Below are 22,490 nucleotides of genomic sequence, written 5' to 3'. Positions count from 1 at the left end.
CCTAGAATGAAAAAATCGTCAGACCCTAAGCGGTATGACGATTTTTATTTTATCTTTCTATTGAAGTTTTCCTTTGGTAGAAGAAAATTCCTAGGCTCATCACCAAGGCACCCATTATTGAAAGGAAAATTATTCCCCTTCCTCCAGTTCCTGGATAAGTGAACTTTTGGTTTTTGACTTCTATCGTAAGTAAATTTTCATCTGAATTATTTTCTTTTACCTTTATATAATCCTTGTAGATAAAATTCTCATCCTTTACATATTCTCCAGTTGATCCATCTTTTAATTTAGCTGGGATTATTAGACTTCCATCGTTTTCTATAAAGAATGGAATAGGCTTAGATAGTTTCATATAGCCTTTTGGTGCTCTTGCTTCAACAAGATAATACAAGCCTGGTTCGAATAATTGTCCACCATTATCAAAAGTAAATTCACCATTCTTAAGATCTGCGACTTGGCCATTATATTTATTATTTTCATTTTGGCTATCAGTCTTGCTTATGAAAAATCTTGCAGAAGTATAAATATCTCCTGTTATAGACTTGCCATCCAAATCAAGCTTTGCAATTTTTAGCTTTACTTTTTTGATTTTGATATTTTCTATCTTTGCTGGATCAATAGTAGCATTTTTCCTAAAGTTTTTGATTTCCTCTACCTTGTAGCCTGTAGCAGATATATCTCTTATTTTTAACCAGCGTCTTTCGCCTCTGCTTAGGTTTCTAATCCTTATATATCTAGCATAGGTATTGAGATTTTCGCTTATATCATAGGCTTCCCTACGCTTATCATCGCTAGGCTTGTTTGGAGAATTTGGATTCTTGTATTTCTTAAATCTCCTATAGTTGACCCCATCAAGTGAATACTCGATTACAAATTCATCATAGGCATCATTTCCACTATTAGACCCCTTAGCTGGACCTTGGTTAAAATCAAAGGAATCTATCCTATAAAGTCCCTTTAGGTCAATTCCGACAAATTCGTCCTTATCTACATGATCACCAACTGATTGGCTCCATAACTTAACATCGCCGAAACTGTTCTTGTCGTTATCAAACATTCTATTCTTATCATCATCAGCAATATAATTACTGTACCTGTCTGAATAGATTAAGTTATCTTTAGTCAAAGGAATTTTGCCAACTTTTTCCTTGCCATTAATGGTAAATAAGCTTGTATCTCCATAATCATTTACAAAGGCTTTGTAGGTTTTATCTTCTTTCTTGTAGCCTGTTGGAACAACAGTTTCTTCAAGGGTATATGTTCCCGGACTTAAATTTTCGAAAGCAAATTTACTTGTATTTGTTCCATCTCTAGTAATTGGAGTGAAGTTATTATCATTATCCTTGGTCAAGGTAAAACTTGCACCATTAACAGGATTCTTGTTTGCCTTATCCACCTTATCAAACTCAAACTTGCCCCTATCGTCCCTATAGTTTTTGACTTTTAGAGTGATTGCTGGGTCATTATCAAAAAGTTTTGAATAATCTATTTCGATTTTATCATCGAATTTCTTGTTATCATCTTGTGCTTGCAAGTTATAGACACCTTTGTCTAAAGACTCGCTAACTAATTTCCAACCAAGACTAAGCTTTGTCCCAGTCACTCCCTTTACTTTTACCAAATCTAGAATTATTGGCGTCATTGTCTGGTAGTCATCAGGACTTTCACTTTCACAAAGGGCATAACGTCCAAGCTCTGTGATAGAATCATCAGCAAGCTCTGCCCTACCATTTACTAGGGTGAAATCTTTAAGCTTCTTCTTATCATTAGAAGGAAGACCATCGAAGCTTTTTGCATCATCTGGAATCTTGTATAAGGCAAATTTCGCAGTGAAGTCCTTATTGACCTTGTTAGTATCAATTAATTCATTAGTCTTACCGTCGATTTTTTCAAGGACGAGCCTTGGGTTTTGGAGGTTTCCAATATCAAAAGTATTGTTAGATATATTCTCTTGGTCTTTTTGGCTTAGCTCTTTTACTAGGTCAGCCTCATAACCGTATGCCTCAAACTCGCTTACACTAAACCAACGACCACCAGCTTGTGTATTGCTTCTATATCTGATTTCTTTTGCATATAAGTCTACATTTTCCTCAATCCTTTTGCCACTCTTGTAATTTTTATATTTTACAAAAGTTTTGCCATCAAGAGAATATTCCAAATCTGCATCATCAAAGATATCATTCCCAGCATTTGCTCTTGCATTATTTAGGAGTAACTTAATTTTGCTTATATGATGGACTTTATCAAATGAAAGCTTTATAAAATCATCTTTCCTAACAGTAGAGTTAGAAAGTTCGAATACAGTTTCATTATTTTCTATGCTATCAGTAGCATTACTTGGATTTTTAGGACTTGCATTCATCTTATATTCAAATTTAGGCTTTTGGATTTTACTATTTTCACTATCCTTACTAGCTTTAAATACCCTAACTGTCCCTTCATCATCAATCCTAATCTTATAAAGCTTGTCAGTTTTTACAAAGCCAGATGGAGCGACAGTTTCTTCTAGTGTGTAATCGCCCTTCTTCAAATCTGTAAATTCAAAAGTTTCATTTACTTTTTTGGTCAAAGTTTGTGAGAAGGTCTTATCTCCATCCTTGGTGAGCTTGAAAGTAGCGGTCTTAGCTCCACCAATGTTTGCCATAGGTGCTGATAAGGACTCAGCCTTTTTCTTGAAGGCAAACTTAGACTTGATTTCCTTGTTTTTTACCTTAAATGTTGCAAGGACTCCATTACTTGTATCAATATCCAATTTTACAATATCGGTGCTAGACTTTATTTCAAACCAAGAAATTTTCTTAGCACCTTTGTCAATTTGGTCTTCTTTAACATTTAGGAGGATTGGCTTGTCGAGTTTCCTATATCCTCTTGGTGGAACTTTCTCAACTAGGATATATTTTCCTAGTTTTTGGATTTGAAGTTGATTATCAGAAACCTCTCTTCCGTCCTTATCTTTTACCTTAGTAAGACCATTTTCTATAGAAATCTTGTGAACAAGCTCTCCAGAATTATCATCAAGCTTATTAACATCATTGTTTGTATCATCAACTTTTCTAAGCTCAAATTCTGCATTAGCAGAGCTTATTTCATTTCCACCATCATCTTGTTTAATTATCTTAATCTTAGGATTTTCCAAGTTTCCTATATCAAACAAATCTGTGGCTAGGATTGTATCTTGTCTTTCATTTGCTAAATCTTTTACAGGCTCAACCCTATAACCTTGGGCTTGGAAAGTTGATACCCTTAGCCAACGACCTCCAGATTCAACATTGCTCCTTATGCGTACATATTTTGCCACGAATGGATTAGAAAGATTAATGGTCTTTATTGCTTTATCATTTACAAAAGTATTGTTGTAGGAAGCAACCTTATAGAAGTTTATTCCATCAAGAGAATACTCGATGTCAAAGTCTTCGAATATATCCTTACCTGTGTTTTGGCTAACGGTATTTTGCAAGAATTTTAGGCTTGTTACATAATTTGCTTCACTAAAGGCTAATTGGAGGTAATCACCCTTCTTTAATTTTGAACCAGATAAGTGGAAGGTCGCTTCATTGTTGTCTTTATCATCTGTTGCATTTGCAAGATTTTCTATTTGGATGCTTCCAAAGTTATGGCTTAGACTCGCATTAATCTTTGCTGGAGTCTTGTTAGTAGCATCCTTATATACAACCACATTTCCATAATCATCGACCTTGACTTTATATTTGTCATTAGTTTTCATAAAGCCTGCTGGAGCTAGAGTTTCTTCTAGGGTGTAGTCGCCTGCTTCAAGGTTCGCAAACTCAAAAGTTGTCGAAACATTTTGTTTCTTAATAACTGGATTAAAGCCTGATAGCAATCCATCCTTGGTCAACTTAAATTCAGCCTGAAGATCTCCATTAGGAATATCTTGCATTGGCTTGTTAGGAGCACTTTGGATTTTCTTCTTGAAGGCAAACTTAGACTGGATTTTCTTGTTTTTAACACTAAATTTAATCAGCCTACCATTTTCTTCAAGACCTATGGTCAAATTGCTATCACTCGCAACATTTTTAAACCAAAGGATTTTTTTCTTATCGGTCTTACTTCCATTTATCGCTACTTGGTCTTGGTAGGCCTCCAAGAGTATTGGCTTAGTAAGTTTCTTGTAGGATTTTGGAGAAGTTTTCTCTACAAGAATATACTTACCTAGCTTGTCTAGGCTTAATTGACTGTCCGAAACTTCATTTCCTTTGCTATCAATTAGCTTGCTTGTGCCATCTTTTACTAGAATCTTATAGACTAAGTCCCCAGAGCCTTCTGTGAGATTATTAACATTTGTACTAGCATCATCAACTTTTCTTAGCTCAAACTCTGCATTAGCCTTTGCTATTTCTCTTCCATTTTCATCAGTCTTTATTAGCTTGATTTTTGGAATTTCCAAGTTAGCAATCTCGAAAACATGGTCATCGCTTTCTGCTAGGGTATTTTGTTCTTCAAGGGATATTTCCTTCTTCTGGCTGACAGGATAGCCCTCAACCATAAATTCATTTAGCCTCAACCAACGACCAGTAGATTCTACATTGTTTTTGAATCGAATAATTTTAGCACATATATTAGTATTTTCATTGATAGTTCTAATACTATTGTTGAAACTATTCTTATTCTCATTTGTGTTTTTGTAATTTTTAAGCTTAAAGAATTTTGTACCATCTATTGAATATTCCAAGTCAATATCATCAAAGGCATCGTTGTTTCCCTGAGTTGCTTTTATATTTTGTAAGAGTTTTACCTTGTTGATGTAATGGATACTCCCTAGGTCTAATTGGATATATTCATTCGGATTTATTTTTGAACCTTGTAAATTGAAGACTGATTCATTTGTTTCTATTCCATCAGTAGCATTTTGTAAATCGCTAATAGAATTAGTCTTTAGATTGTTGGAGAAAGCTGCACTCACTTTCTTAGCAACTTCATCAGCTGTTGGCTCGAAAATCCTAACATCTCCAAGCTCATCAACGCTTATCTTGTAGTTCTTGGATGTCTTTAGGTAGCCCCTAGGAGCTTGAACTTCCTCAAGAGTATAGATCCCCTTTTTGAGATTTTCAAAAATAAACTTCTCGGATGCTTTCTTAGTTTGCTCGATGGCACTAAAGGAGCTATCGCCGTCCTTGGTCAACTTGAACTTAGCTTCCAAGTTCCTATCATAAAGCTCAGCCATAGGACTTGTAGTAGATTCTGCTTTCTTGTAGAAGGCAAACTTACCTTTTGGCTCTTCCCTGTTGCCGATTCTTACGAGGTTATTTATATCGAATAGCCAAGCATCAACGTGCATTTCATATTCTTTTATATCGTAGCTTCGTATTACAGTTCCATCTTTAAACACATAAAGAGATAAATCGCCCTTTTTATCTACCAATATCCTATTAATTTCGCTAGTTTTCATATAGCCTTCAGGAACTTTTGTTTCTTGTAAATCGTAATAGCCTGCACTCAAATTATCAAATACAGCCTTATCTTTAAGCTTAAAAGTCTTTGTTATAGAACCATCAGTGGCAAAAGTCTTATCAATATCGGTATCCTTAATCTCAACAGTAGGGTCAACTCTGCTCTTTAGTTTGGTTAATTTGAATTCAACCTCACTTTCTGAGTTTATGTCCTCACCTATTGGGTTTTGGGTCTTATTATTAGTTTCCTTTACCTTTTTGAGACCGAATTTTGCTTTAACCAAATCATTTTTAACGGAAAAGCTCATTATGTTATCTTTTGAGCTTAGGGAAATATTCTTGTTAGTTCCCAGCTGTTCGAGCTTGACAAAGCCATCCTTATCCTTGCTAACTTTTACCAAGAGAGGTTTTTTTATAACGCTATAGCCAGCAGGAGATTCATATTCGGCAAATATATACTTGCCAGGAGTTCTGAATTTGAGAGACACTTCTGCCGATATTCCATCTTTTACTTCAAAGAGCTGGTAATTAATACCAGTATTTGGTTTTTTAGGAAGGTAATAGTCTTTGCCCTTTAGCCTGATGAGGTCGTCTCCCTTATCGGCAGTATATTCGTGCCATGTACAGTTTCCACCATTATATTTTCCATAGCCGTCATTGTGGGCTATAGCTTCATCCAAGTCGGAAGGTTCGACATTATCTCCAACCTTGAACATGCAGAATTTGGTCGTCCCTTTTAGATTCTGATTTTTTTCGTTTTTCTTAATTATACTGATTTTAGTATCTTTCTTGTTGTCAATTTGATACAAACCACCGGTCTTTTCTACAACTTTCCCAGCTCTTTTTATAGTAACTTGTAATTTTTCATTTATAGTTACATCATAAGGTTTTCTCTTAATCCTGTAGTTGTCAGGAGCCTTTGTCTCGACAAGACTGTAAGTGCCAGGAGCAAGGTCTTGAAAGTGAATAAAACCATTTTGGTCAGAATCTTGTCTTGTAACTAGGCTTTTATGCTTGTCTTCGACTCTGTATAGTGTAAATTCTGCCCCTTCCAAAGGTGTCTTGTCCTTGTAGTCTACTTTTCTGAGATTGAAACTTGTGGACTTTTTAGTATTCTTAGCCTTAATGATAAGGTCATTGTTGGTTTGGTCATTGACCTTTGAAACTAAGCCCTTATTGTCTACTTCGAAGGATAATAGTGTCTTACCAATACCTGAATACAACTTAGTAAAATCACCTGTGTCGTAAACTTTCTTGAAAATATCGTAACTAGAGAAATTTTTTGTTCTTATCTTTTCAACTATCCAATACTTTCCTTGAGGCAACTTATCAAATTCAAATATAGAAGTTTTCTCGTCCATCCTAGCCAAAACGTCAGAATCATTTTTTAGGTATGGTACTATTTTAGTTCCATCAGAAAGCGTAATTGATTCGAAATCTTCATAGTTATACTGCAATTTCTTATATATATAAAAGTCGGTAGCAGATGAAAAATCAGATAATAACTGGCTAAGTTTTTGTTCCTTAGTTAGCTTACCAGAACTATCTTCAAGTTTTATCTGACCCTTGTCAATCATATGACTGTAAGTTTCGTACAAGTCCTCACGGAAGTTTTTGCCATATTGGTTTGTTTTTTGGAATTGTAACTTGTCGATTTTCCTCTTTCCATTGTCATTACTAATTGACAGAGTATGGGCTCCATTTTCGAGTCTAGGTTTGTCTGAAACTAAGTCATATGGGTCGCCTAGCTTTATCAATTCATCGAGCGATTCATTATATTCTATTTCGATCGGATGTATTTTTTGGTAGCCTTTAGGGGCTTGGATTTCTTCAAGAATATAGGTTCCATAGCATAAACCATTGAAGACAAATTCCGATATTGACTGACCCTTGCCCAAGACCACATCATATTCTGGCGTGTTATCGTCCTTATTGGTCAACCTAAAGACAGCTCCTGCAAGAGATTTTTTGGAATTTTTATCTATTTTTTTGATTCTTATTGGCAACATTCTTTCGTTATTGATATCGAATGGCTTATCAAGACCTACTGGCACCTGAGCTCCACCAGGAAGTTTTTGGATCTTGATGTCGTTGACATCACTTGCCGAAACTGTTACCTTGTAGTTGGTGTAGCTTTTCTTGTAGCCATTTGGCGAATGTGTTTCTTTTAGATAATATGTGTTACCTTTTTTTAAATTTATAAAATCAGCATAGCCATCCTTGTTGGTTTGGCTTGTTTGAACCACATAGTCCCCATTGGCATCTGTTGATAGCTTGAAGGTAGCAGGGTTGTTTCTGATAGGAACACTTGTATTTCCAACAGTCAATACTTTTCTGATTCTGAATTGTCCCTTATCTGCATCTCCAACTGCTGATGCTCCACCTCCTGCAAGGGTCGTTGCGTAGGCGTTTTGATAACTGGTTTTATGACCACCTCGGAAATCAACTGAAATCCTGTTGTAGGCATATAGCTGACCATTATCAGTATAGTTTATATTTCTTCCATCAGGAATTTGGAATTCACTTATCCTTCTAACCTTCATTCTCACTAGGAAAGTCTTGCCATCAAAGCCATTACTTGTGAAGTTTAGCTTATACTTTTCTATAACTTGAAACCCTCTTTTGGTTTTTGAGGCTGGGTCTTTGTAGTTGTTTAAGGTCGTACCTTTAATGGTCATATTAGGATAAGATATCTCTCTTATTGGATAGATTTGCTTTATTGTATTCTTGTCTACTGAGCAAGATCCCGTTGGTTCTCCTACATAGACTTCCACATCCTTTTCGATAGCTGATTGGTCATTGCCGTGGTATAACTCTATAGTTTCTGATAGGTAGTCAGTGAATTGGGTAATGCCCTTTTTTTTGTCGCAATTGACAACTATTTCATAGATTAGGTAGTTCTCGTCAGCATTATCTTCCACAACATACTTGTTGGCATCTCGCAAATCACGCATTATGTCTTTATCATTGTAGTTTATATTGGCAGTAGATTCTACAACAGCCTCACAGCCACTTGCTCCTTTGCCGTCATAGAATGAAGAAAGGTAGTTAACTTTTTTGCTTACATTTCTATTGCTCGGATCATGCTCATCGTAGAATGTAGCTGGGTCTTGAACAACTCCCCAAAGATAGTTCTTTGCATTGGCTTCTTGTTCGGTAATGGATTTATCATCAGCCATATATACGCCAGTCTTTATGTGATGATAACCGATATAGAAACCACCCTCATAATCGATACTTTTTTTGGCAGAATCGTTTAATTTAAAAGTTACCTCATCCCTTTTAGTAAGGTACATTTCTCCAATTGGAGTACCTTTTTCATCAAAGATATTCGTCCACTTTACATCAGTAGAAACTCCCTTTTCTATTTTTAGCTCTTGGGGGATTTTGAGAGTGAAGTAAGCTCCACTTCCTGTGTTGGCAGGAATTCTGAATTTACCTTCGATGCCTCCACCGTATCCAAACCATGTATCTGGTCCATTCTTGTACTTGTAGGAATGTATTTGTACTGGCTTTACTTCAAATACACCATATACTTTACTGCCACATTGCCCATTCGCATCGTCGTCATCATCAATGATTTTTGGTGGTTTTATATCGAATTTTCTTCTTTGTCTGTTGGCAAAGGTGTAGATAAGCTTGGACCTATCAACCGTTGACCAACTAAGTTCATAATTTTCGCTATCTTTTTCCTCCACCCTATAATTTATTCTTGAATAGTAGGCTGGATTGTCATTGGTCTTTTTGAATTTTACTTTGTCAATTCCTTCATAGATAGTAGTTTGGTTGCCATTAGTATTTTGGGTTGTATTATCTTTCGGAACAGTTACATCTTGAGATTGATTGTCCGTCCATAGGGTGAATTTTGCATCATCTGCTGCTAGTCCTATCCAAACTTTTTTGATTGTAAGGTTGGCATACATGGACTCAAGCTCTGCATTTCCTAGGCTGTGGCTACTAGTTTTGTCTGTAACATCAGTTTCAAGGACTGCCTGAACGATTGTTCCTGGTTCTATATTGTCTATGCTTATTTCCCCTGGTTCAGTTTCTTGTACTTCTGTCTGAACATAGCCACCCTCACCTGGTTTGTAAAAATAAAGTTTTACATTCCCTTTAGGACTTTGACTTTTATCTGGTGTAAAGTTAAATCTTGCACTTCCTTTTACATTTGGATTATCGTTAATATATGTTGCTGTCCATTTTATGGTATTATCGCTCGTGTATGAACCTTGAGTGATGAGATTATCCTCGTCTATTTCTTTGCTATTAGGTCCATCTTTTTTCAAATCTACAAGACTTACGTTATTATTATCCCCCCAGTTGTCGTCTGCTTTAACAGTAGAATAAACTATACTTGGAGCCTTTATAACTGTATCTTCTTTTAAAGCTCCTCCTGGTGGCACTTGTTCATTTTTGAACATTTTTGCAGTTAGTTCACTATTCACATAAAGGGTGTAGTTATCTCTTACTTCTGTTATAGGGGTTTCTATAAAAAATTCATAAGTACCATCATGAAAATAAAATGATGATAAGTTAAAATTTACATCTGTTGTGTTTAACTCTCCTCTTGTATATGAAGTGGTTGTAGAGTTAGGGTTATTTAAAATCTGTCCATCTGGTTTGACAATGTATTTTATTGTTGGAGTCCCTAGCCCAGAGGTCTTGGTTGTTGAGAAGAAATGGTTTAATTTATCTCTATCCTCAAGAAAATCATCCAATCCTTGTATTTTGGTCGTATACTTCCATATGATTTTTTTGACACCATTTTCTTCTTTTATCTCTGTCTTAATCAGGTTTTGATCTATGCTGTAGCTTCTCAACTTCAGCGGTTCTTTTTTTTCAATCTTCGGGAAGAGATCCCAAATATTTTTTATTATATCTCCTCCAGCATCGCTGGTCTGGTAGGTGAATAAATATGCGAAACTTAGGATAAATACTAGCATGACTATAAGTTTCTTATAATTTTTGAGAAGTTTTTGCGCTCGACTTTTCATAAGACCTCCTTAAATTTACAGTTTTGGTAAATTTGCAAACTACTTTATATTGAAATTTTTTTATATATTTTTATCAATATTCATTGCTATACTAATTATATTCAAGCACTAAAAAACCGACTTGCTAAGTTTTAGATTAAATTTTCCACTTTAGCTTATATGAGTCGGTTATATAAATCATTTAGTTTAGGAGTGCTTTGCAAGGCAAAGCCAAATAAACTTTTAAATATTAAATATTATACCTCCTTTAGGGGGACTTATCAATGTACATAATACACTTATTATCTTTATGATTTGTAAATGGCAAAGTCTTTTTCCGATTTTTGGCAAAAAAAGTAGATGCTTTGTTTATGCATCTACTTTTTTTGCTATTAGTAAAGGAAGTAATTATTAAGGTCCCCATATTGGATGGATTCTCTCATCCAAAATTCTTATTGGCTTAGGGTTAATTTTTTCTTTTACTTATTTATTTTCCTTATTTTAAGCCTTGACTATCACATCAACTTGTTCTTCTAGGACGTCCTTGTTGTGTTTGGTCTCGGATGAGTAGGCGAATATCAGGCCTTCATCGTCAATTTCTAGTTTTTTCATAATCGCCTTGATGTTTTTTTGTATCTGACTTTTTTTGATTTTATCAAATTTGGTAGCTATGACAAAACCTGTAAAGCCACTTTCTCTTATCCATTTATACATTTGACAGTCGAGGGTAGTTGGCTCGTGTCTTATGTCTACTATGAGAAAGACTTCCCTAAGGCTTTCTCTTTGATGGAGATATTCATTTATTAGCTTATCCCACTTATCTTTTTCTGCCTTGCTTACTTTGGCGTAACCATAGCCCGGTAGGTCTACTAGGCGGAATTTGTCATTTATCCTATAGAAGTTAATTGTCCTAGTCTTGCCTGGTTTGGATGAAGTCTTGGCTAATTTCTTCCTTCCTAAAAAGGAATTTATAAAGGAAGACTTACCTACATTACTTCTTCCTACTAGGGCGATTTCTGGGAGGTCTTCCCCCGGCCATTGTTTCTTAAAGCCTGCTACTTGTTCTAATTCTATTGATGTAAATTTCATATCAAGGCCTTATCTATTACTTCTGCTACGTTGGAAACTGTTATGAAGTTAATCTTATCCCTTATTTCTTTTGGTATATCTTCGGTATCTCTTTGGTTTTCCTTAGGAATGATTACATTTTTTATACCATAAGAATAAGCTGCTAGGGCTTTTTCTTTTAGTCCTCCTATCGGAAGGACGTTTCCTCTGATTGTAACTTCTCCTGTCATGGCTATATCACTTCTAACTTTTTTGCCTGTAAGGGCTGATACCATAGCAGTCGTCATAGTTATACCAGCAGATGGGCCGTCTTTTGGTGTCGCTCCTTCAGGGAAGTGGACGTGGATGTCCTTATTTTCATGAAATTTCCCACGGATACCGAGCTTACTTGCGTTTGACCTAATATAAGCCATGGCAACTTGGCCAGATTCTTTCATGACATCTCCCAGAGATCCTGTCATTTCGACATTGCCCTTACCATCCATTACATTTGCTTCAACTGATAGCATGCATCCTCCAACAGAAGTCCAAGCTAGTCCATTTACAAGGCCTACTTGATTTTCTTTTTCGATTGCATCATCGAAGAACCTCTCCCTACCGAGATACTTGCTGTAGTTGGTCATGCTTACACGAACCTTATCCTTGCCTGTTAGGATTTCTTTGACTGCACGTCTACAAATCTTGGCAATTAGTCTTTCAAGCTCCCTTACTCCAGCTTCTCTGGTGTAGGATTTGATGATTTTTTCTATTACAGCATCTGAGATTTGAATTTCTTCGGAATTTAGTCCGTTATTTGCCATTTCTTTTTTTATTAGATATTTCTTGGCTATGGATTCTTTCTCACCCATGGTATAGCCTGATAATTCAATTACTTCGAGCCTATCGTAGAGGGCATCTGGAATCTCATTTGCATCATTAGCAGTTGTGATGAAAAATACATCTGATAGGTCGAAAGGTATGTCCAAGTACCTATCTATGAACTTATCATTTTGTTCAGGGTCTAGAACTTCTAGGAGGGCACTTGAAGGATCCCCCCTAAAGTCAGATCCTAGTTTGTCTATCTCATCTAACAAGAAGACTGGGTTTTTGACATTAATTCTATCAATATTTGCAAGAACCCTACCTGCCATAGCTCCAACATAGGTTCTCCTGTGGCCTCTTATTTCGGACTCATCAGTTACTCCACCCAAACGCATGGATACAAATTTTCTATCGAGAGCACGGGCTATGGACTTGGCTATGGAAGTTTTACCAACTCCCGGAGGGCCAACTAGGCAGATTACTGAGCCTTTGGAATTTTTGTTTTTTTGTCTAACTGCAATTGATTCGACTATTCTCTCTTTGACATCTCTAAGGCCATAGTGGTCTTCGTCAAGGATTTTCTCAGCCCTTTTTATGTCGATTACATCCTTAGTTTTCTTATTCCATGGTAGGGAAACTACAAAGTCTAGATAGGCAGATAGAACTCCGTAGTCAGGACTCATCTCTGGAATAGAGTCGATTCTTTCTATGTCTTTTTCTAGAGATTTCTTGCTTTCCTTATCTAGTTTAATATTTTTTATCTTTTTCCTATAATAGTCGGCTTCGGACTTGGCTTCCCCACTATTTTCGTTGATTTCCTTTTTTAGGACTTCCATTTTTTCTCTAAGATAATAGTCTTTTTGGCTCTTGTTGATTGAATCTTGAACCTTTTTTTCTATATCTTGGGAGAGTCTTTTAAGACTAATTTCTTTTCTCAATATCTCATGGAGGACTAGCATCCTCTTTTCTGTATCGAGGGTTGAAAGGATTTGATAGTATTCTTTTGGAGCAAGTTCTAGATGAAAGCTTATAACATCGACTAGCCTGTGGAAGTTGTCGATTTCTATTAGGCTATAGGCTATTTCATCTAGGCCGGTATTTTCTAGGTTGATATATTCCTTAAAGTCATCTATAAGGATTTTCTTTAAGGAAAGAAGATTCATATCCTCTTTTTCTAAGTCTTCTAGATACTTATATTCTTCAATTTCTCCTTTGAGAAAGCCTTCTGAAACTTCAACATCCTTTAGTCTACCAACTCCAATAGGGTTTACAAAAATCCTACTTACTCCATTAGGAAGGTCAAAGGTTTCTTTGATTGTAGCTATTATCCCATACTCATACAAGTCTTCCATTTTTGGATTATCTTCGAATACGTCCTTTTGATTAACCAAAAATAGACTAGTATTTCTAAGCCTTGCATCTTCGACAGCCTTTACCGATATACTTCTTTTGCAATCGAAACTAAGGAAGGTAGTTGGCATTGGCCAGTAGCCCCTCAAGGGAATTAGTGGATATTTATTTTCACTTATTTCATAAACATCTGTCATGTTTTACCTCGCTATAAAAGGGGTGAGTTCTATCACCCATCCCCTTTATCTTTTCTTATAAACTAATTTTTCCTTGTCATCTACAGATTCTTTTGTGACAATTACTTCTTCCAAATCATCAATTGATGGTATCTCAAACATAAGATCTAGGAGGAGATTTTCCATAATAGTTCTAAGTCCCCTAGCTCCAGTTTTTTGATCAAAGGCCTTCTTTGCAATTTGATAGAGGGCATCATCTTCAAATGTAAGCTTCACTCCATCAAGCTCGAAGAGCTTTTGATATTGTTTTACAAAGGAGTTCTTTGGCTCTTTTAGGATTTGTACTAGAGAATCAATCTCTAGGGCATCAAGGCTGACAATAATAGGAACCCTACCAATAAATTCTGGTATTAGGCCATATTTAAGGAGGTCTTCTGTATTAACTTCCTTTAAGCTTGCCTTGGCATTCTTGCTAACACTTGCCCCAAAACCAATTGTCTTTTCTGACAATCTTCTGTTGATTATATCTTCAATTCCATCAAAGGCCCCACCTAAGATAAAGAGGATATTTGTTGTATCTACTTGGATATACTCTTGGCTAGGATGTTTTCTGCCACCTTGTGGAGGAACATTGGCTTCAGTACCTTCTATTAGCTTTAGGAGGGCTTGTTGGACTCCTTCACCCGATACATCACGAGTTATAGAAGGATTCTCACTCTTTCTTGTAATCTTATCTATCTCATCTACATAGATTATACCACGTTCAGCAAGCTCTATGTCATAGTCTGCTGCTTGAACGAGCTTTAAGATGATATTTTCAACATCTTCACCCACATATCCTGCCTCAGTTAGGCTTGTAGCATCTGCTATTGCGAATGGAACATTAAGCTTACGAGCAAGGGTTTGAGCTAGTAGGGTTTTACCTGAACCAGTTGGGCCTAGCATAAGGATATTCGATTTTTGAAGCTCTATTTCTGAGTCTTCTTCATTACTATTAATTCTTTTGTAGTGGTTATATACTGCAACAGAGAGGGTCTTTTTGGCATCGTCTTGACCTATAACATAGGAGTCGAGAAATTCCTTAATCTCTTTTGGTGTTGATAGTTCAACATCTCCACTAAAAGAGCCTTGGGAATCTGTTTCTTGGGAGATGATCTCCTTGCACAAGTCGACACACTCATTGCATATATAAGCATTAGGACCAGCTATTATTCTTTTTACTTGTGAGCTATCCTTACCACAAAAAGAACATCTTACATCTTTTTGTTCGTAATCAGACATTTAACCCTACTTACTTTCAATTACTTTATCGATAAGACCGTATTTTAACGCTTCTTCGGCAGTCATTGCGAAATCCCTATCGGTGTCTTTTTCTATCTTCTTTAGGCTTTGACCAGTATTGTCGGATAGAATTTTGTTGAGTTTTTCTTTTATCTTAATTATTTGTTCAGCTTGTATAACAATGTCGCTTGCTTGGCCTTGGGCCCCACCAGAAGGTTGGTGAATCATAATATTTGAGCTAGGTAGGGAATATCTCTTGCCCTTTGCTCCTGATGATAAAAGGACTGCTGCCATTGATGCAGCTTGACCAATACAGATAGTTGATACATCTGGTTTTATATAGTTCATAGTGTCATATATGGCAAGACCACTTGTTACAACTCCACCTGGAGAGTTTATATAAAATTGGATATCCTTATCTGGATCTTCGCTTTCGAGAAAGAGTAGTTGAGCTATTATTATATCGCTTATTTCATCACGAACTTCTCCAGATAGGAAGATTATCCTATCCTTTAGAAGTCTTGAATATATATCATAGGCTCTCTCGCCCCTATTGGTTTGTTCTACAACTGTTGGTACTAAATAATTTTTAGCAATCATTATTTCTCCTTATCTAATATGGAGCTTATTTTTCTTCGCCTTCCTCATGATCGTGGTCGTGATCGTGGTCATCTCCAACTGCCTTGTGGTACTCTTCGTGAGGAAGTGCTTCTGCCTTAGATGCTAGAAGTTCAACAGCTTTTCTTCTCTTGATATTTTCTTCTAGAGTCTTGTCAGATACGTTTTTAGCAAAGAGTTCTTTGAATTTCTCTTTATCTTCTACTCCATAGTTTTCTGCTGCTTCGTTGATTTCAGCTTCTTTTTCTTCATCTGTAACTTCTATGTTCTCTTTAAGAGCAACTTCATCAATTACTAGGTTTGCCTTAACTCTAGCTTCTGCTTGAGCCCTATATTGTTCACGGATTTGGTTGATATCCATTTTTGTCATTTCAACATATTGAGCAAGGCTTATACCCATTTGTTGAAGTCTTTGGTCAAGATTTTGTAGTTCGAAGTCAATTTCAGAGTTTACTAGACCATTTGGTGCGCTAACTTCTGATTTTTTAACTAAGGCTTCAACAGCTTGATTTTGGATGATGCTTTTAGCTCTTTCTTCTTTTTCCTTTACAAGTTTTTCCTTTAGGCTATTTTTCAATTCTTCAAGTGTATCGAATTCTGAAATGTCTTTTGCAAATTCATCATCTAGTTTTGGAAGTTCTTTTCTTGTGATAGAATTAATTTCAACTTCGAATTTCGCATCTTTTCCTTGGAATTCTTTGGCTTGGTAATCTTCTGGGAAAGTTACATTGACATCAAACTTATCTCCAGCAAGGTGTCCTACAACTTGGTCTTCGAAGCCCTTGATAAAGGTATTTGATCCAAGAACTAGGTCGTAATTTTCAGCCTTTCCACCTTCAAATCTTTCTCCCTCTAGGAAGCCGTCAAAGTCGATATTTACTGTATCTCCCATTTCAGCCTTACCATCTTCTACTGGGATTAGTCTGGCATTTTCTTCTTGTTGTTTTTTAAGTTCAGCTTCTATATCTTCGTCAGTTACTTCTACTGGAACTTCTTCAACTATAAGTTTTGAATAATCTCCAAGAACTGGGTGTGGTTTAGTTTCAACTTCTACCTTGAAAGTAATGTCCTTACCAACTTCGATATCGTCTAGGTCTACTGATGGTTGGTCGATTACTTCTAGAGCAAGTTCTTCTACTGCTTTTTCGTATGGTTCTGGGAATACAAGCTTGATTGCTTCATCATAGAAGATTTCTGGACCATACATTTTTTCTAGAACTTTTCTAGAAACGTGGCCTGGTCTAAAGCCATCTACCCTATATCTAGATTTGTTTCTCTTATATACAGTATCTGTCGCCTTCTTAAATTCGTCATATGGCACATCAAATTCAAATTTTGCTATATTATTTTCGTGTGATTTTAATTCTGTCATTTTTTCCTCCTGGTGTTCTTACTCATTGAAATAATATACTACTTATATGTCAAGCTATCAAGATTTTTACCCATTCTAGTTAAAAATTCCACGATGGCTGACTTTTCATTTTTTAATTTTTCTTCTAATATTTCTTCTTCAATCTTTGAAAGAAGCTCTCCTATAATTTTGCCTTGAGGATAGTCCAAAGCTAGAAGATCAGAGCCGTTAATAGCTAAATCTGACCTTTTTTTTGGTAAGTCATCAGCTAAAACTTCACAGAGAAGTTCTTCTCCCAGGTCGATATTACTTGTATCTGGATGATTTGTCGCTCTAATATCTGCCCTTTGTAAGTCAAATAGCCTCCTAAGATTTACTTCTCCCATCCTTCTAAGTAACTTCCTTATAGATTTTTTGCTATAGGAATTTGAGCAATCCATGTGGCGGGCTACAAGCATAGATGCATCTTCTATGAATTTATTGGAAAACTTTAAAGCCCTTAATCTCTTTTTTAGCATCTGATCTGAAAGCTTTTGATGGCCGAAAAATCTTCCCTCGCCTCTTTCATCAAGAAAGAAAGTGTCGATTTTGCCGACATCATGGTAGAGGGCAGCAAAGCGAGTTACTAAGTCCTTGCTGGTATTGGCTAGGACATGGAGACTGTGCTCATAAACATCATACTGATGGTAGCTTGAATGTTGGTCAAAGCCCTTAGTTTTGTAAAGCTCTGGAAGGATTTCTGAAAGAATACCAGCCACATCCAATAGCCTAATACCATAAGAAGGTCTATCAGAAATCAATATTTTGGAAAGCTCTTCTCCTATCCTCTCCTTAGATATAAGATTTATCTCAGAAGCCTTAGCTCTAATAGCTTGCATTAAGGATTCTTCGATGGTAAAGCCAAGGCGACTAGCAAATCTTACTGCTCTCATAGACCTAAGGAGGTCTTCGTCGATTCTTTCTTTGGCATCTCCTACCGCCCTAATTATTTTCTTCTCTAAATCAAGCCTTCCACCAAAGGGATCTATAAGCTCTCCTCTATCAAAGGCCATGGCATTTATGGTAAAATCTCGTCTTTTTAAATCATCATATATATTATCAGCAAAGCTAATTTTTTCAGGATGCCTACGATCCCTATAAGCACTTTCAGCCCTAAAGGTCGTTACTTCAAATTCATATCCAAAGTCTATAATCTTTATAGTGCCAAATTTTTTGCCTATGTCTATTAGCTTTGATGAGCTAAAGACTTTTTCTATTTCTTCAGGTCTTGCATTGCTTGTTATATCTACATCTGATATTTCCAAATCTAGGAGGCTATCCCTAACACAGCCTCCTACTGGATAGGCCTCAAAGCCATTTTCCTTTAGCCTATTTATAATTTTCTCGTAGGGTATTTTTGTCTTTAGCCTTATCATTGTCTGTCTTTTTTGTTTACTTCAATCTTGTAGTTGACTGGATTAGAACCATCATAAAGGGTTACTCCTTCGGCTAAATTTAGCCTTACTTCCCCTGTTTTGTTTGACTTTAGATTTGATACATTGACAGGGAAGGTTGTAACTTCATCAATCTCTTTAAGAACTTGTCCATTGCCCTTTAGAACGCAATCAGATGGAGAAACCATAGCATTTTTAATCTCGTAGCCATCAGCAACTTCTCCATAAGTATTTAGTCTAATTTTTACTGACTTTGTTTCTGCTACTGTAAAGGATACATTGATATCATCAGCTGATTTATCAACATTATTAACTTCCTTACCCGCCTTATCCAAGACATGTATGGCTAGATTGTGCATCTTTCCGTCAAGATAGTTGGCATCATCAATTATAGCATCTACCCTATCTATTTTATTAATCTCAGAGGCAGGTCCTCTTACCTTTATTTCCTTTAAGGATTGTTCGTTGACTTCTACAGACTTCCCATCTTTTAGACTATCTTTTATGACTAGGTTAACTGGAATTGTTTTTTCTACTATCTTTTGGACATTTATATTTATATCATTTGGATCTATTAGAGAAATATTTACCCCACTTGGAGCATCTACCTTTACATCAACTGATTGAATCCCTTCTTTGACATTTAGGACATCTATGCTCGCTTGGATATCATGTTGCTTTATTCCTATAATCTTGCTTCTAGAACCTTCAACTCTGATATTGACATTTCCGACTTCATCAAGACCTATTATAGTATAGCCCTTGGCTTCAAGCTCATCCTTATGTTCTACTAGTATAGGTACATTTCTGAAAGTCCTGCTAACAGAAGGATTGGTAGATGTGATAACAAAAGCCCACATTACAATAGCTAGAAGGACTGATAGGATGATAAGTTGAGTATCATTTTTCTTTTTCATTAGCCTCTCCCTTCTTTTGCTTGATGGCACTAGCAATTGTTTCATTATTTACTAGGTCATTTTTTAGTCTGATTCTTAGAGACTCTTCATCAAAATATCTGTTCATTTTTCCATTCTCTGCAACAGAAATATTTCCAGTTTCTTCTGAAACGATAACAACTAGGCAATCGCTTTTTTCAGAAATTCCAATAGCTGCCCTATGTCTTGTACCAAGCTCCTTGGAGATTGTGTTAGAAGATGACAAAGGCAAGTAACAGGCTGCTGCCGCAATGGTATTTTTCCTAATAATTACTGCCCCATCGTGAAGGGGGGTGTTTGGGATAAAAATATTAATCAATAGCTCGCTTGAAATATCAGCATCAAGCTTAGTTCCACTTTCTATAATATCAGCAAGTCCTACCTCACGCTCGAGGACAACTAGGGCGCCTATTTTTTGCCTAGAAAGAGAACTCATAGCTGAAACCAACTCATTTATACTTCTCTCATCTCTTTGAATTTTATCATTTGAAAAAAGACTCCTGCCCCTACCAAGCCTTTCTAGAGCACTTCTAAGCTCAGGTTGAAAGACAACTATGATAAAGACGAGGGCTACAGTTAAGAACTGATTCATTACCCAGGAAACTGTATTCAAATTTAATAAGTCAGCAATAGAAGCAAAGATAAGTACAAAAATAAGTCCTTTTAGAACTTGTTCAGCCCTAGTATTTCTTAAAAGTGAAAAAAGTTTATAAATAACATAGGCTATAATTGCGATATCAATAATATCTGTAACTCGAATTAACATCAAAGATGTAATAATATTTTCCAAAAAATTCATACTTCCTCCTTTTATTAATGTACTGTTTTGGAAGTTTTTTTGTAGGAAGAAGGAGGATTTTTATACTTTTTATCCCATCAAGTTCTAATCTAATAAAGCTTAACTAACTAAGATTAACTCAATAAAATTGCCTACATAACTTATGATTATTAAAAAAGAGTAAGATTTAATGTAAATCCCTCTCTTTTAATTAAGATTATCTTTTGGCCTTAACATAGCCAGCTTTTTCTGCTTCTTCTTCTGAATCGAACCACTCGACATTATCAACAGATATCTTATTGTAACCCTTCTGCCCCCTAACATGGTACTTGCCAGATTTCTTGTTAGCTTTTATTGGCCCGTCGGTCGTATCTGCTAGATAAGTTCTATTGCCCCTAGTTATTTTCTTAGCAGTCTGAAGCCATTTGCCTTTTTTCTTTCCAGTCCCTAATTTATCGCTTCCAATTAATTTTTCATCTTCAAAAGCCTTTCTTAGCCCTTCATTCCACAAACCCCTAGATTCATCTCTCGCTTCTTTTTCTATCTTATAAAAATATTCGCTATATTTAACATCTGGAGGAAAGGTTGAAGCCTTGGCGTAGCCTTCTTTTAGGAGGATGCCATTAAAGCTTTGATTTTTTATTTCCTCATAGCTTGGATTTTCTGGATCTTTTGGTAGCTTTAGCCATACATATCTTAAAAGTCTTTGGTATCCGTCAATCTCTGATACGTCCTTTTCTAGATAGACTTCTACAATGTCTAGATTTTCTTTAGTAAATCGAGATGCTTCTAAGCCAAAAAATTCCACGTCTTTGTAGGGGTGCTTGGTTTCAGGTGTATCAATTCCAATCATCCTAAGCTTATAATCCTTTCCCTTCAAATCGACCACTAGGGTATCTCCATCAACTATTTTTACTACTTTCGCCTTTTGATAATGAAGATCTATCATAAAGGCATCTTCCTTTTCTTTCCTCGATTTATCATTAGCCTTTTTTGCTTGGCCAATTATATTTTCAATCTCCTTGGGGTCTTTTTTAGAATATATAGCCGAAGTATAGGCTATGAGGCTTTTTCCATCCAAAAATTTAAGCCCGCCAAGCTCTTCTATGGCCTTGGATCGAAGCTTTGACAAAGCTTCTTCGAGCTTTTTTTGATTATTATTAGTTTGCCTAAGCTTTTCCTTCTTGCTAATTTCTCTATGATCCTTAACAGACGCTGCCTCGACAGACCCAAAGCTTTCTATTTCCCCATCTTTAATACCAGCTATAAGTAGCAAGGAAAAAAGTAGGCTCAGTAAGATTTTTTTATAACTCATATTTTAAAACTCCACAAACATTTATCAAAGCTTTTCTAATACTAGAAAAACTACAAGCAAAAATCCTTACATAGACTTATTTTACCCTCATAAAATATATTAGCTTAGATCAAGATAAATTTTAAAAACTTATTTAAAATCAAAAATATCCCAAGGCTTAAAAATTAATCTAAGCCTTGGGATATGATTATATTCTTAGGGATAATTCATCTATCCAAGCATTACATCTAAAATCATCATCACTACAAAACCTGCGGAAAAACCAAGGGTTCCAACATTGCTGTGGGCTTTTCCTTCTCCTGTTGCTTCTGGTATAAGTTCTTCTACTACTACATAAAACATAGCTCCTGCTGCAAAGCTAAGGAGGTAGGGTAGAATTGGAATCATTACTCCTGATAGAATGATTGTAATTACCGCAGCTATAGGCTCTACTGCACCTGAAAGGACACCATAAACAAAGGCCTTGTGCTTGTTAACTCCTACTGCCTTTAGGGGCATGGAAATTATAGCTCCTTCCGGGAAGTTTTGGATAGCAATGCCTAGGGCTAAGACCATAGCACCTGCCATAGTTACTGTGCCATGTCCATAAAGTGCTCCTGCGAAGGATACTCCCACTGCCATTCCCTCTGGAATGTTATGTATCACAACTGCCAAGACCATCATGGTTGTTTTTCTTAGACTTTCGCTATTTAAACCTTCTGGTGAGTCTGAGTCTATATGTTGGTGAGGGATTACTGAGTCCAGGAATAGTAGGAAGATTATTCCAACTATGAAGCCAGTACTTGCTGGAATCCAAGCCATCCTTTTCATCGCCTCTACCATATCCATGGCAGGTATTAGGAGTGACCAAACGCTTGCCGCAACCATTACTCCTGCTGCAAAACCCGACAGACCTTTTTGTACTTTTTCATTTAATTGATCACGCATTATATAGACACAAGCGGCTCCAGCACTTGTGCCTATAAATGGTATCAATATTCCAAATATGCTTTCTGCATTCATT

General features: G+C 36.2%; 11 protein-coding genes. All 11 read right to left on the bottom strand.

What is annotated here, in order from left to right; genetic code table 11:
* Positions 1–49: 49 nt before the first annotated feature.
* Positions 50–10,402 carry a SpaA isopeptide-forming pilin-related protein gene (locus P6936_RS03285; RefSeq protein ID WP_276880843.1) on the bottom strand — a complete coding sequence of 3,451 codons (10,353 nt, stop codon included), beginning with the start codon at positions 10,400–10,402 and terminating at the stop codon, positions 50–52.
* A 480-nt stretch (positions 10,403–10,882) separates the two neighbouring features.
* Positions 10,883–11,470 carry a ribosome biogenesis GTP-binding protein YihA/YsxC gene (gene yihA / locus P6936_RS03280; RefSeq protein WP_060929153.1) on the bottom strand — a complete coding sequence of 196 codons (588 nt, stop codon included), beginning with the start codon at positions 11,468–11,470 and terminating at the stop codon, positions 10,883–10,885.
* Positions 11,467–13,797 carry an endopeptidase La gene (gene lon, locus P6936_RS03275; protein WP_276880842.1) on the bottom strand — a complete coding sequence of 777 codons (2,331 nt, stop codon included), beginning with the start codon at positions 13,795–13,797 and terminating at the stop codon, positions 11,467–11,469. The genes yihA and lon overlap by 4 nt, the downstream gene beginning before the upstream one ends.
* 45 nt (positions 13,798–13,842) lie before the next feature.
* Positions 13,843–15,057, bottom strand: coding sequence for an ATP-dependent Clp protease ATP-binding subunit ClpX (gene clpX, locus P6936_RS03270; RefSeq protein WP_004837019.1), 1,215 nt, complete (start codon positions 15,055–15,057; stop codon positions 13,843–13,845).
* Between the two features lie 6 nt (positions 15,058–15,063).
* On the bottom strand, positions 15,064–15,657 hold the full coding sequence (clpP, locus tag P6936_RS03265; RefSeq protein WP_004837018.1) for an ATP-dependent Clp endopeptidase proteolytic subunit ClpP: 594 nt from the start codon (positions 15,655–15,657) through the stop codon (positions 15,064–15,066).
* 25 nt (positions 15,658–15,682) lie between these two features.
* Positions 15,683–17,047 (bottom strand): trigger factor, encoded by a 1,365-nt coding sequence (tig, locus tag P6936_RS03260; RefSeq protein ID WP_276864785.1) that lies wholly within the window; start codon positions 17,045–17,047, stop codon positions 15,683–15,685.
* 38 nt (positions 17,048–17,085) lie between these two features.
* Complete coding sequence (locus P6936_RS03255) at positions 17,086–18,441, bottom strand: CCA tRNA nucleotidyltransferase (RefSeq protein WP_276880841.1); 1,356 nt, start codon at positions 18,439–18,441, stop codon at positions 17,086–17,088.
* A complete protein-coding gene (locus tag P6936_RS03250) occupies positions 18,438–19,376 on the bottom strand; it encodes a CdaR family protein (RefSeq protein ID WP_004837015.1) in 939 nt (312 codons plus the stop codon). The genes P6936_RS03255 and P6936_RS03250 overlap by 4 nt, the downstream gene beginning before the upstream one ends.
* Positions 19,360–20,193, bottom strand: coding sequence for a diadenylate cyclase CdaA (gene cdaA / locus P6936_RS03245; RefSeq protein ID WP_276880839.1), 834 nt, complete (start codon positions 20,191–20,193; stop codon positions 19,360–19,362). The genes P6936_RS03250 and cdaA overlap by 17 nt, the downstream gene beginning before the upstream one ends.
* A 196-nt stretch (positions 20,194–20,389) precedes the next feature.
* Positions 20,390–21,487, bottom strand: a complete 1,098-nt coding sequence (locus tag P6936_RS03240; RefSeq protein WP_276880838.1) for a thermonuclease family protein — start codon at positions 21,485–21,487, stop codon at positions 20,390–20,392.
* Positions 21,488–21,697: 210 nt separating this feature from the next.
* The gene (locus P6936_RS03235) at positions 21,698–22,489 is read right to left on the bottom strand and encodes a ZIP family metal transporter (protein ID WP_060929156.1); all 792 of its coding nucleotides are present in this window, start codon (positions 22,487–22,489) and stop codon (positions 21,698–21,700) included.
* Position 22,490 lies beyond the last annotated feature (1 nt).

This window comes from Anaerococcus tetradius (assembly GCF_947087635.1).
In the GTDB taxonomy this organism is placed as follows: Bacteria; Bacillota; Clostridia; order Tissierellales; family Peptoniphilaceae; genus Anaerococcus; species Anaerococcus tetradius.
This window is presented reverse-complemented; position numbering and strand designations above follow the sequence as displayed.